The following is a 13,745-nucleotide window of genomic DNA, read 5'->3' as shown; positions in this document are numbered from 1 at the left end:
ACAGGGGGATGACCGCTGGTCTGGTGGCGGGGGCAGGTTCAGAGGATCAGGCAAGCAATCCGGTGGAATGCGCAAGCGACGAGGTAAACAGGACTTCCAGGCTGAAAACCCGGATAATGCCGGCCACTTTCGTTTTGCACGCTTAAATCACGGTAAACCCGCATGGAAATCAAGGTCAATTTTCTCGACAATCTCCGTCTCGAAGCCAAGTTCGACGACTTCACGGTGATCGCCGACCAACCGATCCGCTACAAGGGTGATGGTTCGGCCCCAGGCCCGTTCGATTACTTCCTGGCGTCTTCGGCCTTGTGCGCGGCTTACTTCGTCAAGCTGTACTGCCAGACCCGCGACATCCCCACCGAGAACATTCGCCTGTCGCAAAACAACATCGTCGACCCGGAAAACCGCTACAACCAGATCTTCAAGATCCAGGTCGAGCTGCCCGAAGACATTTCCGAGAAGGACCGCCAGGGCATCCTGCGCTCGATCGACCGCTGCACCGTCAAGAAGGTGGTACAGACCGGCCCCGAGTTCGTGATCGAAGTGGTCGACAACCTCGACGCCGATGCCCAGGGCCTGCTGATGCCGGTGTCGGACAGTACCACCTACATCCCTGGCAAGGACCTGCCGCTGGAGCAGACCATCGCCAACATGTCGGGCATCCTGGCCGGGTTGGGGATGAAGATCGAGATCGCTTCGTGGCGCAATATCGTGCCCAACGTGTGGTCGTTGCATGTGCGTGATGCGCAGTCGCCGATGTGCTTCACCAATGGCAAGGGTGCCACCAAGGAAGCCGCGCTGGCATCGGCGCTGGGTGAATTCATCGAGCGCCTGAACTGCAACTTCTTCTATAACGACCAGTTCTGGGGCGAGGACCTGGCCAACGCGCCGTTCGTGCATTACCCGAACGAGCAGTGGTTCAAGCCTGGCCCACGCGATGCGCTGCCCGCCGAGATCCTCGACGAGCACTGCCTGGCAATCTACAACCCCGACGGTGAGCTACGCGGTTCGCATTTGTACGACACCAACTCGGGCAACACGGCGCGCGGCATCTGCTCGCTGCCGTTCGTGCGCCAATCGGACAAGCAGGTGGTGTACTTCCCGTCCAACCTGATCGAAAACCTGTTCCTCAGCAACGGCATGAGCGCTGGCAACACCCTCGCTGAAGCGCAGGTGCAGTGCCTGTCGGAAATCTTCGAGCGCGCGGTCAAGCGCGAAATCCTCGAAGGCGAGCTGTGCCTGCCGGATGTGCCGCAGGACGTACTGGCCAAGTACCCGGCCATTGTTGCCGGCATTCAGGGCCTGGAAGAACAGGGCTTCCCGGTGCTGGTCAAGGATGCTTCGCTGGGTGGCGAATTCCCGGTCATGTGCGTCACCCTGATGAACCCGCGCACCGGCGGCGTGTTCGCCTCGTTCGGCGCCCACCCAAGCCTGGAAGTGGCACTGGAGCGCAGCCTTACCGAACTGCTGCAGGGCCGCAGCTTCGAAGGGCTGAACGACCTGCCGCAGCCGACCTTCGAAAGCCATGCCCTGACCGAGCCGAACAACTTCGTCGAGCACTTCATCGACTCCAGCGGTGTGGTGTCGTGGCGCTTCTTCAGTGCCAAGGCGGACTTCGAGTTCGTCGAGTGGGACTTCTCCGGCCACGGCGAGGATTCCAATATTCAAGAGGCCGCAACCCTGTTCGGCATCCTCGAAGACTTGGGCAAGGAAGTGTACATGGCGGTGTACGACAACCTGGGCGCCACCGCCTGCCGCATCCTGGTGCCGGGCTACTCGGAAATCTACCCCGTCGAGGACCTGATCTGGGACAACACCAACCGCGCCTTGTCGTTCCGCGCCGACATCCTCAACCTGCACAGCCTTGAAAGCCGCGCCCTGAAGCTGCTGCTCAAGCGCCTGGATAACTGCGATGTGGATGACTACACCACCATCACCACACTGATTGGCGTGGAGTTCGACGAAAACACGGTGTGGGGCCAGCTGACCATTCTGGAACTGAAGCTGCTGATCTGCCTGGCAGTGCAGCGCTTCGAGGAGGCCAAGGAACTGGTCGAGGCGTTCCTGCAGTTCAACGACAACACTGTTGAGCGCGGGCTGTTCTACCAGGCCCTGAACGTGGTGCTGGAAGTGCAACTGGATGACGAGCTGGAGATGGACGACTACGAAGCCAACTTCCGCCGCATGTTCGGCAACGCACGCATGGATGCTGTGCTGGGCTCGTTGGATGGTAGCGTGCGCTTCCATGGCCTGACCCCGACCAGCATGAAGCTCGAAGGCCTTGATCGCCACCTGCGCTTGATCGAAAGCTACAAGAAACTGCACGCAGCCCGGGCCAAGTTCGCCTGAGTGCACAATCGGTTGCAGGGCTCGCAGCCCTGCCCGATATCCTGACGCCTGCGCGTTTACTGTGGGAGCGGGCTTGTCGAACCGCCGCGAACACCGGCGCAGCCGGTGCCATATATCGCTTTGATCACGGTCCTATCCCCAATTCGCCTTTCCGCTTGGCCTGAGAGGCGCGTAACATTTTGCTCCCCAAATCCATGGCGCGTTAACCGCCAGAAGGACCTCGGCCGCGCACAGCAAAAAGGCGCAGACCATGACCACCCCTTTGGATACCAATGCCCTCAAAGCCCGTCAGCAAGCCGCCTGGGCCAGCGGTGACTACGCGGTAATCGGCACCACCCTGCAACTGGTTGGCGAGCGCCTGGCAGAAGCCTGTGACCTGCGCTGGGATGAGCAGGTGCTGGATGTTGCGGCCGGTAATGGCAACGCCACACTGGCGGCTGCCCGACGCGGTTGCCGCGTCACCTCCACCGACTATGTCCCCGAACTGCTAAATCGTGGCGAAGAGCGGGCACGGGCCGAACACCTGAATGTGCTGTTTCAGGCTGCCGATGCTGAAGCGTTGCCGTTTGCCGATGGCACCTTCGATGCGGTGCTTTCCACGTTCGGTGTGATGTTTGCCCCTGATCAGGCCCAGGCCGCACGTGAGCTGGGGCGGGTATGCCGGCCCGGTGGTCGTATAGGCTTGGCCAACTGGACCCCGCAAGGTTTTGTCGGGCAGATGTTCAAGACCCTCGGGCGGCATGTGCCGCCCCCCGCCGGGGCCTTGCCGCCCTCGCGGTGGGGTGACGAGGAACAGTTGCGCGTGATGTTCGAAGGGGTGCTGGGTGAGCTGAATGTCAGTCGCCAGCACTTCAACTTCCGCTACCGCTCGGCGGCGCATTTCATCGAGGTTTTTCGTACCTGGTACGGGCCGGTGCACAAGGCGTTTGCTTCGCTGGATGCGGAGAAGGCCAGTGCTTTGGAGCGAGACCTTGCTCAGTTGCTGGATGACTGCAATGTGGGAGGGCCTGCATCGTTGGTGGTGCCCAGCGAATACCTTGAGGTGGTGATCATTCGCGGGCGGTAGCCAACACACCTTCAAAAGCCTCGGCGGGTGGGGGTGCCGCGCGGACATTGAAGAGCTTGCAGATGAGGTACCAACAGATGGCGACGGTAAGGTTTCGGGGCCATGGGCCATGAAGTGGCGCAGATGCCATTTCGTGTCAACGTCAGTTATACCAAGTGACAAGGCCTGCTCTGCAGATAGTAACTTTGGTCCGTAATGCTCGTTGTGCCAAGCGTAGACTTCAGTTTGTAGCGAGGCGAAAGCAGGGAGTTTCTTCTCATAGTCCAAGGTGATGTCGGGGCTCGCCCTGGCTGAAGCTGCTGACCAGGCCGTGTACGTACCGTACGGGGCGTTCACCCTGCCAGATGGTGAACAGCACGGGTTTGTCGAGCAGGTGGCCGAAGTCGATGCCGTGTTCGAAGCTGATCAGCTCCAGGGTCAATGTAAACGGTTGGCTGAGCGCTTCTTCGAGCTTGAATGACACCACTTCGAACTCAGCGTTGCAAACGAGTGGCTGGAAGCTTTATCGCAAGTCAGATTGGCTGGGCATAAGCAGTCCTTGTCGGCCGTCTGAGGTTTCAGAAGTCCGGGCAGGCTGGCCTGCCCGGTTGCCGTACTGTCAGATCACACGGCTGTCTCTTTGGGCTTGCGCCAGTCATCCGCGCCTGCGGTGCTTGCAGTGAGGTGCTCCCACTCGATGCCGCGGTAAGCCATCGAAACTTTGAAGAACTGGGTGAAGTCGCTGTTGCCCTTGTCCTGCACGTGTGGCATTTCAAGGTCGATGTCGATGATTACCGCGTCGATCAGTTTGGTCGTGAAGAACCGTTCCTGTGTGCCTTCGACCGAGGTCCGGTACCAACTGAGCTCGACGTTGGGCAGCATTTCACCGCTGGACAGCGCGCTGTACAGCAGCGGAACTGCCTTGTTCAGGGCGCAGGTGATAATCAGCGGCCCATGTACCCGCTGGCCTGCTGGCTGACCACTTTGAGGGTCCGTGGGCACGGTGATGCGGTGTTTGACTTCCTGCACCAGAATCTGGTCTTCGTGGCCTTCTACGAAAATGTTGCCGACGGAGTCGGCAGTGAATGCACCTGCGGTGATGTTGCCTTGTGTCTTGCCTTCGATCTTGATGTAAGCGGGTGTTGGCATGGCAGTTTCTCCTGCGTCCATGTGGATTAGCACGCACACCACAGGTGGCGTGGCCATCGAAAACGATGGGCTTTTCAATGAGGCAGATGCCTCGCTAATGGGGTGAATTCGGTGGGTGCATGTAGCCTTCGCCTACTGCTGCAGGATGGCGTTGAGCGACTCCAGTACTTCGGTGGTAATCAGGTGCAGCCGGTAGCTGTAGATGCCGTAGGCCACCGCCATGGCGATGGCGGAAATCACCAAAGGGCTCCACCAGGGCCATTGCCGGTTCATGCGGAAGTTCCGTGGGGCCACATTGGTGTAGGGGTCGCAGACTTCTTCAGGGGTGGGGCCACGCAGTTCGCGGATGATCCCGTGCAGTTGGTGAATCAGTGCAGTGACGGTTTCTTCACCTTTCGGCGCCAGCGCATACTTGCCCCTCAGCCCAAGGCAAAGGGCGAAGTACATGAACTCCAGCACGTCCTGATAACGCTTGGGCTCCTGCATCAGGCGCGAGATCACGGTGAAGATCTTTTCTCCGCCCCAGGTCTCGTCGTGGAAGATGCTCAGCAAGGGTTCCTGGCTCCAGCAGCTGCTTTTGCCCCAGGGCCGCTCCATGACGGCTTCGTCGATGAACAGGCACAGGCCGTAGGTATACGCCAGCAGCTGAGCAGGCTCGTATCCGTGCTGGCGCATTTCTTCCTGAATGTTGTCGATCTGGTTGCGCACTTGCTGGTGCACATCTTTGATATTTGGCAATTCGTCCAGCGTACGCAGGCGTATGACCAAGCCAAACAGCGGTGATGCGGCATCCAGCATCAGGTTGGCGAACCCGCCCCGCAGCTGAAACTGCGGGTCGGCGGGATAGCCTTCGTAAACAGGCTCAGGCTTTTGCGCAGAGGCTTGTGCGTTGGCCGGCGCGGCCTGGTCGTCGGGTGCTGACGGTTTAAGGGTTGTAGTCAGCTGACTGACTTCAGCGTTTGTTGCATCGGTGCGGGTAGTCGTGTCATCTGCCATATCACTGACTCCTGATCGCCCAGAACTGCAGTTCGAGGCCCGGGAATTCGCCCGCAATGTGGAGACCAAAGCCATTGGCCTCGGCCATGCACGCCCAGGCCGGGTCGCGCCTGTTCACTTCGAAGTAACTGAAGCCCGCGTGAAAAGGCAGGTCGCGCGGCGCCACCGGCAAAGGCAACAAGGGGATGCCCGGCAGTTGCAGCGGCACCAGGTCGTACAGCGACTCCAGTGAGGTGATCTTGGCTTTCTGGATGAACATCTGGCGCAACACCTGCGGTGGCAGGTCGGCGCGCACGGCAAGGATGAAGTCGGCTTCGTCGATCAGACGGCGGTCTTCCAGCCTGGTCGTCATCACACCGAACGCTTCGTTCACCAGCGGCAGTGAAACGGCGCGCGGCTGCAGGACGGTGCTCAGGGCGCGGCGCAAGGTGTCTTCCAGCGGCTTGAACGAAGTACGCAGCGCCGTGTGGTGGTACGCGGGGTAATCTTGCGGGAGCCTGTTTTCGTCGGTGAACGTGACAAACTCGCCACAGGCCTGGCTCATGCACAGGTAAAGCTGCTCGGGATGCGTTTGCGCTTGCCGGGCCAGGTGCTGAAAGCACGGCCACCAGCGGTTCATGGCCTGCAGCAGGTTGAAGTCGCGAATGTCGGCGATACCGGACTGGCCCGAGGCGCCAATACGCTTGGCAAGGCCTCGCGCTCGCTCGCGCAGGGTGTTGGTCATTTCGTCTAGGAACCGCTGCAGTGCCGGCACCGCTCGCACCGACACGCTGGTGGGGTAGAAGGTTTCGTCCAGTTGCAGGCTGCCGTCGGGGCGCCGCTCCAGGATGCGTGCCATGGCCAGGCGTGTGTAGGCACTGCTGTCATCAGCCTTGCGTTTTAGCTGCAGGTTGGGCATGGCAAGGTCTACCTGTACCAGGTCACCGTCCGCAGAATGGGTGTCCTTGATCTCCTGTGGCTGGGCGGTGTAGCGGAAGTTGGCGGCATTGTCGGGCCAGCTCACTTCGCAGCCGCCCTCGGTGCGCAGCGGCAGGCACAGATACACCTCGCTGTCCTTGCACGCGTCGTCGTCGATTTCCAGCGGTGGCGGCGGCGGCAGGTCGGCGGGGATGTCGAACACCGTGCCGTCCGGCATGACGCCCCGCGCCCGGGTGATGGCGATCTTGCCCAGGCTCAGGTACTCGTCGTTCAGCTGTAGCTCGCTAAAGCCGTAGTAGGCTGCGTTCAGGCTGGCAAGGCGCTGGTGGAGAGCTGCTTCACCCGCCCGGGCTGCTTGCTGGAAATGCTGTGGTTTTACGAACAGGCCTTCGGGCCAAAGAACGGGATTGCGTGAACTCATGGGCACTCCGTGTCAACGTGAGTAAGCGGGAAGGGCAAAGGGGAGTAGACGTGTCATCAATCTTCTTCCTTGAGCACGATGTGCGTGTCGTTGACCAACACCGACAGCATGATCTGGCGGCCACGCGGCGGAATGCGCAGCACTTGCCGCCAGCTGGCGTCCTCAAGGCCTCGGTAGTCGGCAATCACCGCCACGAAACGGGTTTCGGCATGGATGGGTTCGAACGGGATGTACTTGAACTGGCCAGGGCGCAGCAGGTAATCGTCATCACGGATGTAGGTACTGCGCAGGGCTTTGGCCGGGTCCTGATCCAGCAACTGGTACACGGTGTTACGCAGTAGCGAGTCGTCGCGCAGCTGCAGGATCTTGATGGCAATCGGCGTGGCGACGGGTTCCGAGGCCACGGTTGTGGTGTGCGGCAAGGTCAACGTTACGGTCGGGTCGTCGTAGCTGCCAGGGGTGCTCTCTTCCAGAGGAGAGCGAGCCGGGTCATCGTTGCCTTCCTCGTCCACCTCGACGGGGGACATGGCTGGAAACTGCTCGTGCAGGTACTCCAGCAGGGTCACGATCTTTTCCGTCAGTGCATAAGGGTCGCCCGCACTCAGGGTGACGGCGTAGGGGCTGGGCTCCAGGGTGCTGTGCTGTTCTTCGGCCGCTACCTCAAGGCTGTTCGGATTACCATTGAGGGTAGGGCTCGCGTTGATGCTGAACGCAACTTGGGTCGGGTGATCCTTCGGCGGCCCGATGGGCAACGTGTGATCCATGGCAACTTGGCCCATCCTGCTTAACGAGGTGCAGCCGGCACCCCCGAACATTGCAACCAGCAGGGCCGCGACCAGCAACGGTTGGCGGGTCATGGGCGGTCTCCGGCAATCAGCCGCAGCAGCGGGCTCGACGGGGAAGCCTCTGACTCAGCGGCTGCATCCAGCGCTGCCAAGGGATCGTTGCCCATGGTGGGCTCGAAGGCCGAGCAGATCTCGGCAGCCGGTTGCGTAGCAGAGGGTTCGATCGGCCAAGAGGCTGCTGTTTCTTCGGCGATCAGGCGGTCGAGTACCCTCTGATCCGGATAGAACATGTCCTCTAGCGAACGCGTGGCGGCGGGGTCCTGGGCGTACTGAACCTGTAGCCGATAAGCACCCACCCGAAGCTGGTCGCCTTCAAGCAGGCGTCTGGGTGGGTATGCACCCAGGCTGGTGGCGCTGCCATTCAGATAGGTGCGCTGGCAGTGATCGATCACACAGAAGCTGCCTTCTATCCAGCGGATCTCGCAGTGGATGGGCGCAACGCTCTGATTAGGATCGTCGAGCTGCCAGCTTGTCTGTCCGCTGCCAATGGTTCCGCCCTTGCAATCGAATCGGTGCCTGGCGATAACGCCATGTCGCAGTTGGTCCAGGTTGGTGATGCTCACGGTCAATGTGTTCATGAGCGCCCCCTGAACCGTACAACGGGACTGATCTGGCCATGCCGGTCGTCGATGAAGCTGGTCCAGCCCAGGTAGGCGCCCTGGCTGCGGTGCAAGCAGAAGGGTGACAGCGCGTTCTGCTTCAGGCGCAGCTCCAGGTCGTAGGCAAGGCCGTCACGCAGCAGAACGTCGATCAATGCACGCAAACGGCCGAAGTTGATGCCGCTGGGTAGCAGGTCCCGCAGTTGCGCCTGGTCGAGTTCGCTGATCACGATGGTGAACTTGCTGCTGCGTGTGCGTGTACGGCTGCCGATCATGAACGTGCTGCCCAGCTGGCCGTTGGCGCGCCCCAGGCTTACGCGTTGCCCGGCCGCAGTGGGTACCGAGCGGGTTTCGAATTCGCGGATCTGCACATGCTTGAGGTCGAAGCAGTGCGCAATGATGCCGGCCACGGTGCCTGGCGCACGGCTGCGGCTGGCGATGACCCCGGCAAAACTGAGCAGGCGGCTCCAGGGCAGTGCCGTATCCCCTCGCAGTTGCTTGTCGTTCAGCCCCAGCAGGGCAAAAACGTACTGCGAGAACCCGTCACGGGCACCCGGCTGGAAGCGGATGTAGTACCGGTATTTGCGCCAGCTGCGGTGCAACAGGCTGAGCAGGTAGTGGTTGAAAAAGTCGAAGAATGCCGGCCGTACACCGATGCCTTGCGCATGTTCATAGGCCACCTGCTCCAGGTAATAGGTGGGCAATGGTGAATCGGTACCGTGTAACCCGAGGAACGTGGCAACGACCCGGTAGCGCGCCTCTTCGTCGGGCATGCGTTGGGCTTTGTAAACGTCCGATACGGGGAAGGTCAGCCGTGGGTCACAGGCCAGGCGCACGCGCAAGCGGGTAGCCTCGTCAGGCCAACGGGGTTCCAGATCGTCGCCATGCAACCCATGCAGCCGCTCCAGCAACTGGAAGAAGTTGTACTGGTGCGCCTCGGCGAGCAGTCTGTCGGCTAGATCAGCGGTTGTTTGCCGGTCTGTATTGGCCATGTGTAGTGCTCGTTGTTGGTGATGTTGATCACTTCCAGCTGATGGAAGGAATTGATGCTGGCGTACAAGGCAAAGAAGTGGGCAAGCACGCAACTGAACAGGTACAGGTCGCCTTCGCAGAGGAAGGCGGCCTGGTCCAGCTTCAGCCGGGTGTGCAAGCCGCGAATGGGTTGCCCCTTGATAAGCCAGTCCATGGGCTTTGTATGGATGTCGCGCATGCCGTCCAGGCGCTTCTGGGTGGTCCGCGCCTGCTGGATGTCGTGCAGGGCGACGAAGTCGTAGGCGCGGATCACCGCTTTGAGCGGCTCGACCGAGAGCAGGGACAGGTAGTTGAGCGACATGTTGGAGATCAATGCCCATTGCAACTGGCCGTCCAGCACCGGGCGACAAGGGCGGGTGGGCTTGCAGATGTTGGTGTAGGTGGCCAGTGGCGGCGTAAATTCGGTACGCGCGTTGATGTCACCAATGCCCAACGCCAGCGGCAGGTCTCGGTTGGTGCACGTCAGGTCGATGGACGCAGTTTCCAGCTCGCCGATATAGCTGTTGGCATCGGCACGAACGAAGGCGATGCGGTGCGTGACGCCATCGCCGCGCAGGCACGCCTCCACCTGGTAGCGGTAGTACAGCGCAGTGCGTCCTTGAACGTGCTCGATCTCATGGGCGAACGACTCGAAGGGACGGAACGTTCGCAGGTGCTCACCGACACTCCCGTCGGCCGTCGTTCGCGTGCTGATGACCTGGTCGACACTGAAAATTTCGTAACCGTGCGGCTCGGCTCCCTTGGGTTTCAGTGGGGCCAAGGCGTCCTCGCTGGACAGGTCGATGGGCTCGGCACTGTGCTGAAACAAGTTGACTGCAGGTGCGCAGAACAAACTGAAATCTGCGTTGCTGACACGCAGTGTGTCGGGTAACTGGCGCGTGAAGTGAAACTCGAGGCTTACCGCCAGGCTGTCATGCGCTGGCCAGGCTTTATCCAGCCCGGTAACGCTGAAAAAGTGGAAGCGCTGGGGGAAGACAAAGTACTCCTGCAGGATCCTGTAGCCATCAAAGACGTTCTGCGGGTAGGGCAGCAAGGCGTCGTCGGGGCTAAAGCCCGGGAAGGAGATGCTGCCGGCCGGCAGCCGACGAACTTCACCCTTGACGATCACGTTGATGTGCTTGAGGTATTGGGAAACCCACAGGTACAACGTGCGGGCGGTGCGAATATCACCGCTGAGGTAGAAGTCGAGACTGGAGCAGCCCAGGCTGTTCAGTGGCCGGTCGACCAGTGCCTGCAGTCCGATGCGGATCACCGCGTTATCGAGTGTCTGGGTTGCACTCACCGTGTCGATCTTGAACGGATGAATGTTCACCGCAGTGCACGTGCGGAACTCGCAGGCTACGCCGTCCACGGGTTCCGAGCACAACCTCGACCCCTTCGGAATGTGCTGTGACTGACTGAGGGACTGCTTGACCGGGGTGAACTGGATGATCGTCGCGCTGGGCAAGGGCCGCAGGTAATTGGGCCACAGCAACTGCAGCATGGGGTGAGTCAGCTCCGGCAGGTCGTCTTCCAGTTTGAGCCGCAGTTTGGCGGTCAGGAATGCAAAGGCTTCCATCAGGCGTTCGACATCGGGGTCACTGGCACCTGTGCCAAGCAGCCTTGCAAGTTGTGGGTTGTCCTTGGCGAAGTCGTTCCCCAGTTCGTGCAGGTAACGCAGCTCTTCGCTGAAGCGGTCTTTCAGTGACATCGGTCACCTCACTCGGGTGTAGCGGTTGTGCCCGTTGACCAGCAGCTCGAGTTGCAGCTGCTCTGCGTGGTTGTTGACCTGCACCTGGCAATCGAGCCTGAAATGCAGCTCCAGCGGGGCATGGCTATCGGGCACTACCTTGAGCGTGCGTATCTGGATACGTGGTTCGAAGCGCTGGAGGGTGCGGCGAATATCCGCGCTCACGTGTACGAGCAAGTCGCCGCGGTTCACGTCATGCCAGTTGAAGTCACGCAAGCCCAGCTCAGGACTGCTCTGAGAGCACCCCTGGCGGGCGTTGAGCAGCGTTTCGAGGTGGCGTTTGATGGTGGCGAACGTGTGCGCAGCGCTTTCCTGTCGAGTGGCCTGCGGACGGGTACTCTGATCCACCGTCAAGCGTTCAAAAAAACCACTCATTGCGTATCGAGCCGCCCGACCAGAGAGATCTCGAAGTTCGCGCCCATGTACTTGAAGTGCGGACGCACGGCGATCGAAACCTGATACCAGCCTGGGTCACCGGCAACATCCGAGACTTCAATACGGGCGGCACGTAGCGGCCGGCGGCTGCGAACGTCGGCAGAGGGGTTTTCCTGGTCGGCGACATACTGCTTGATCCACTTGTTCAGCTCGGACTCAAGGTCTCGGCGTTCCTTCCAGCTGCCGATCTGTTCGCGCTGCAGCACTTTGATGTAGTGTGCCAGGCGGTTGACGATGAACAGATAGGGCAGCTGGGTCCCCAGCTTGTAGTTGGTCTGTGCCTGCAGCCCCTCGGGGGTTTTCGGGAAGTTCTTGGGTTTTTGCACCGAGTTGGCTGAGAAGAACGCTGCATTGTCGCTGTCTTTGCGCATGGTCAGGGCGATGAAGCCCTCTTCGGCGAGCTCGAACTCCTTGCGATCGGAAATCAGCACTTCGGTAGGAATCTTGGCCTGCAATTGCCCCAGTGACTCGTACAGGTGGACTGGCAAGTCTTCGACCGCACCACCCGATTGCGGGCCGATGATGTTCGGGCACCAGCGGTAGCGGGCGAAGCTGTCGTTGATGCAACTGGCCAGCAGGAAGGCGGAATTGCCCCACAGGTAGTGGTCATGCCGCCCGGCGATGTCTTCGTTGTAGTTGAAGCTCTCGATTGGCTTTTCTTGCGGATGGTAGGCGGAGCGCAGCATGAAGCGTGGTCCGGTCAGCGCGACATGACGTGCGTCTTCGCTTTCGCGAAAAGCGCGCCACTTGGCATGACGTGGGCCGGCGAAGAGGTCTTTTATTTCCTTGAGGTTGGGCAACTCTTCAAAGCTGCTCAAGTTGAAGAACTCGGGGGAAGGTGCGGCCAGGAAGGGCGCGTGGGACATGGCACCTACGGAGGCCATGTAACTCAACAGTTTGATGTCCGCGGAGGCAGGGCCAAAGTTGTAGTTGCCTACCATGGCCGCAACCGGCTCTCCCCCGAACTGGCCGTACCCGGCGGTGTAAACATGTTTGTAGAGGCCGCTGCAGGTAATGTCTGCGGCATTTTCGAAGTCGTCGAGCAAGTCCTCTTTGCTGATGTGCAAAATTTCGAGCTTGATGTTCTCCCTGAAGTTCGTGCGGTCGACCAGAAGTTTCAGGCTTCGCCATGAGGATTCAAGCCGCTGAAACTCGGGTTGATGCAAAATGGCATCCATCTGTTTGCCGAGAACCCGGTCAACCTCAGCAATCATCTGGTCGACCCGGTGCTTGTTGATCAATTGATCCGGGTCATTGCTCTTGAGGATTTCGGCGATGAAGGCAGATACGCCCTGCCTGGCAACCTGATAGCCCTCCTGAGTAGGTACCAGTTTGGTTTCTGCCATGATCTGGTCGAGCAAGGTGCCATTGCCCAATGTATCGATGGTTGCGTCTGTGGTGAGGGTGGTGGTGTTTGGATTAGGCATGGGGACGCTCCATTGTCTCAGTCTTTTTCTGGCGCTTCAGGTACCAGGTCCAGTTCTTGTGCGAGCTGTTTACGGGCTTGCTCGTTGTTCAGCAGGTGTTGCAATTGCTTGCGGAAGGCCGGGACGTTGCCAAGCGGGCCTTTCAGGGCGACCAGCGCCTCGCGCAGTTCCAGCAGCTTGTTCAGCTCGGGTACCTGCCGCGCGATACGGTCCGGCCCGAAATCGTTGATGGACCTGAACTGCAGATGGACCGCCAGCTCGGCATCCGGGGCTGCACTGAGCACGGAAGGCACAGATACCGCCAGGCTCACGTTGGCGTCTTTCAACACGCTGTTGAACGTGTGTTTGTCGACTCGCATCACCTGGCGGTCCTCGAGCGCGCGGTCTTCGTCCAGGCCGAAGTCGCCCAGTACCAGCATTTTGTGGGGCAGCTCCACCTCAGCCTGCTCATCGCTCGTAGCGGGGACGTATTTGATATTGACGCGTTCTTTAGGCGCGACAGAACCCGTATTCCTAGACATTGGTACGTAACTCCCTGTTGGTTTGTAGGATGTTTAATTATGGGGCATGTTTAATGTGCTGTTTCTCTTGTAGGAAGTTTCTTGCATATGTTTATCTGGCGGGGTGAGTTGCCTTGTTCCTATAAAACCATGCAGGGTGAAGTGCTCTTTGGTCGAGCGTGAAGATGTAAGTAAATATTTGTTTGTGTTCAGTCGTCGCTGTGTATTAGTCTCCGTCCGGTTTTGTTTTGGCTGGCTATTTTTTGGCGCGTGAGCCTATATGTGTTTATAGGAAAATGG

At 59.9% G+C, this 13,745-nt stretch carries 12 protein-coding genes and 1 pseudogene; 2 read left to right on the top strand and 11 right to left on the bottom strand.

Going from position 1 to position 13,745, the window contains the following annotated elements; translation table 11 throughout:
* Nucleotides 1–162: 162 nt before the first annotated feature.
* On the top strand, nucleotides 163–2,349 hold the full coding sequence (locus tag FHW75_RS06310; RefSeq protein ID WP_019098311.1) for an OsmC domain/YcaO domain-containing protein: 2,187 nt from the start codon (nucleotides 163–165) through the stop codon (nucleotides 2,347–2,349).
* 250 nt (nucleotides 2,350–2,599) lie between these two features.
* Entirely contained in the window at nucleotides 2,600–3,415 is an 816-nt protein-coding gene (locus FHW75_RS06305) for a class I SAM-dependent methyltransferase (RefSeq protein ID WP_183673346.1), read from the top strand.
* 268 nt (nucleotides 3,416–3,683) lie between these two features.
* On the opposite strand, the pseudogene FHW75_RS06300 reads toward FHW75_RS06305, so the two are convergent.
* From FHW75_RS06300 to tssB, 11 genes and pseudogenes are all read right to left on the bottom strand, one after another.
* Nucleotides 3,684–3,944: pseudogene (locus tag FHW75_RS06300) on the bottom strand (contractile injection system protein, VgrG/Pvc8 family); the annotation flags it as partial.
* A 74-nt stretch (nucleotides 3,945–4,018) separates the two neighbouring features.
* Complete coding sequence (locus FHW75_RS06295) at nucleotides 4,019–4,543, bottom strand: Hcp family type VI secretion system effector (protein ID WP_019098308.1); 525 nt, start codon at nucleotides 4,541–4,543, stop codon at nucleotides 4,019–4,021.
* A 132-nt stretch (nucleotides 4,544–4,675) separates the two neighbouring features.
* Complete coding sequence (gene icmH, locus FHW75_RS06290) at nucleotides 4,676–5,539, bottom strand: type IVB secretion system protein IcmH/DotU (protein WP_027609051.1); 864 nt, start codon at nucleotides 5,537–5,539, stop codon at nucleotides 4,676–4,678.
* A 1-nt stretch (nucleotide 5,540) separates the two neighbouring features.
* Complete coding sequence (gene tssK / locus FHW75_RS06285) at nucleotides 5,541–6,878, bottom strand: type VI secretion system baseplate subunit TssK (RefSeq protein WP_084297135.1); 1,338 nt, start codon at nucleotides 6,876–6,878, stop codon at nucleotides 5,541–5,543.
* Between the two features lie 56 nt (nucleotides 6,879–6,934).
* Nucleotides 6,935–7,735: a type VI secretion system lipoprotein TssJ gene (gene tssJ, locus FHW75_RS06280; RefSeq protein WP_019097026.1), complete on the bottom strand. Its 801-nt coding sequence runs from the start codon at nucleotides 7,733–7,735 to the stop codon at nucleotides 6,935–6,937.
* On the bottom strand, nucleotides 7,732–8,301 hold the full coding sequence (locus tag FHW75_RS06275) for an FHA domain-containing protein (RefSeq protein ID WP_019097027.1): 570 nt from the start codon (nucleotides 8,299–8,301) through the stop codon (nucleotides 7,732–7,734). Before FHW75_RS06275 ends, tssJ begins: the two co-directional genes overlap by 4 nt.
* A complete protein-coding gene (gene tssG / locus FHW75_RS06270; RefSeq protein WP_019097028.1) occupies nucleotides 8,298–9,314 on the bottom strand; it encodes a type VI secretion system baseplate subunit TssG in 1,017 nt (338 codons plus the stop codon). The genes FHW75_RS06275 and tssG overlap by 4 nt, the downstream gene beginning before the upstream one ends.
* Nucleotides 9,278–11,044 carry a type VI secretion system baseplate subunit TssF gene (gene tssF / locus FHW75_RS06265; protein WP_025753236.1) on the bottom strand — a complete coding sequence of 589 codons (1,767 nt, stop codon included), beginning with the start codon at nucleotides 11,042–11,044 and terminating at the stop codon, nucleotides 9,278–9,280. Before tssF ends, tssG begins: the two co-directional genes overlap by 37 nt.
* Nucleotides 11,045–11,047: 3 nt before the next feature.
* Nucleotides 11,048–11,458, bottom strand: a complete 411-nt coding sequence (gene tssE / locus FHW75_RS06260; RefSeq protein WP_019097030.1) for a type VI secretion system baseplate subunit TssE — start codon at nucleotides 11,456–11,458, stop codon at nucleotides 11,048–11,050.
* Nucleotides 11,455–12,945 carry a type VI secretion system contractile sheath large subunit gene (gene tssC, locus FHW75_RS06255; protein ID WP_025753234.1) on the bottom strand — a complete coding sequence of 497 codons (1,491 nt, stop codon included), beginning with the start codon at nucleotides 12,943–12,945 and terminating at the stop codon, nucleotides 11,455–11,457. Before tssC ends, tssE begins: the two co-directional genes overlap by 4 nt.
* Before the next feature lie 17 nt (nucleotides 12,946–12,962).
* Nucleotides 12,963–13,466, bottom strand: coding sequence for a type VI secretion system contractile sheath small subunit (gene tssB, locus FHW75_RS06250; protein ID WP_183673344.1), 504 nt, complete (start codon nucleotides 13,464–13,466; stop codon nucleotides 12,963–12,965).
* Nucleotides 13,467–13,745: the final 279 nt, after the last annotated feature.

Origin of the sequence: Pseudomonas sp. OG7 (assembly GCF_014192825.1) — a bacterium.
GTDB lineage: Bacteria > Pseudomonadota > Gammaproteobacteria > Pseudomonadales > Pseudomonadaceae > Aquipseudomonas > Aquipseudomonas monteilii.
Note: the sequence above shows the minus strand (reverse complement) of the source record. Positions and strands in the feature narration are given on the sequence as shown.

Excerpts from the sequence above, each read along its gene's own strand:
- FHW75_RS06305 (WP_183673346.1), top strand. The coding sequence starts at position 2,600 with ATGACCACCCCTTTGGATACCAATGCCCTCAAAGCCCGTCAGCAAGCC.
- tssK (WP_084297135.1), bottom strand. The coding sequence starts at position 6,878 with ATGAGTTCACGCAATCCCGTTCTTTGGCCCGAAGGCCTGTTCGTAAAA.
- FHW75_RS06310 (WP_019098311.1), top strand. The coding sequence starts at position 163 with ATGGAAATCAAGGTCAATTTTCTCGACAATCTCCGTCTCGAAGCCAAG.
- FHW75_RS06295 (WP_019098308.1), bottom strand. The coding sequence starts at position 4,543 with ATGCCAACACCCGCTTACATCAAGATCGAAGGCAAGACACAAGGCAAC.
- tssG (WP_019097028.1), bottom strand. The coding sequence starts at position 9,314 with ATGGCCAATACAGACCGGCAAACAACCGCTGATCTAGCCGACAGACTG.
- tssE (WP_019097030.1), bottom strand. The coding sequence starts at position 11,458 with ATGAGTGGTTTTTTTGAACGCTTGACGGTGGATCAGAGTACCCGTCCG.
- icmH (WP_027609051.1), bottom strand. The coding sequence starts at position 5,539 with ATGGCAGATGACACGACTACCCGCACCGATGCAACAAACGCTGAAGTC.
- tssJ (WP_019097026.1), bottom strand. The coding sequence starts at position 7,735 with ATGACCCGCCAACCGTTGCTGGTCGCGGCCCTGCTGGTTGCAATGTTC.
- tssF (WP_025753236.1), bottom strand. The coding sequence starts at position 11,044 with ATGTCACTGAAAGACCGCTTCAGCGAAGAGCTGCGTTACCTGCACGAA.
- tssB (WP_183673344.1), bottom strand. The coding sequence starts at position 13,466 with ATGTCTAGGAATACGGGTTCTGTCGCGCCTAAAGAACGCGTCAATATC.
- FHW75_RS06275 (WP_019097027.1), bottom strand. The coding sequence starts at position 8,301 with ATGAACACATTGACCGTGAGCATCACCAACCTGGACCAACTGCGACAT.
- tssC (WP_025753234.1), bottom strand. The coding sequence starts at position 12,945 with ATGCCTAATCCAAACACCACCACCCTCACCACAGACGCAACCATCGAT.